1 protein-coding gene is annotated in these 608 nt (G+C 65.5%); it reads right to left on the reverse strand.

What is annotated here, in order from left to right; translation table 11 throughout:
* Positions 1-608, reverse strand: a 608-nt coding sequence (locus WS49_RS32790; RefSeq protein ID WP_059537803.1) for an electron transfer flavoprotein subunit alpha/FixB family protein, incomplete at both ends; no start/stop codon positions are given.

Here is a 608-nt window from a genome sequence, read left to right on the forward strand (position 1 = left end):
CCGTAGTCGGCCACGCTGAAGATCGGCGCTTCGGGATCCTTGTTGATCGCGACGATCACCTTCGAATCCTTCATGCCGGCCAGATGCTGGATCGCACCCGAGATGCCGACCGCGATGTACAGCTGCGGCGCGACGATCTTGCCGGTCTGGCCGACCTGGTAGTCGTTCGGCACGTAGCCGGCGTCGACTGCCGCGCGCGATGCGCCGAGTGCTGCCGACAGCTTGTCGGCCAGCGGCTCCAGCACCTTCGTGTAGTTCTCGCCGCTGCCCAGGCCGCGGCCGCCCGACACGATGATGCTCGCCGACGTCAGCTCCGGACGATCCAGCTTCGTCACTTCACGGCTCACGAACTGCGACTTGCCCGCATCGACCGCCGCTTCGATCTTCTCGACCAATGCGCTGCCGCCTTCGGCCGCAACCGGATCGAAACCCGTCGCACGCACCGTGATCACCTTGATCGGATCGCTCGATTGCACCGTCGCGATCGCGTTGCCCGCATAGATCGGACGCTCGAACGTGTCGGCCGAATCGACCGCCGTGATGTCCGAAATCTGCGCGACGTCCAGCTTCGCGGCGATGCGCGGTGCGACGTTCTTGCCGTAGGCGGT

Origin of the sequence: Burkholderia sp. RF7-non_BP4 (genome assembly GCF_001521935.1) — a bacterium.
In the GTDB taxonomy this organism is placed as follows: Bacteria; Pseudomonadota; Gammaproteobacteria; order Burkholderiales; family Burkholderiaceae; genus Burkholderia; species Burkholderia diffusa.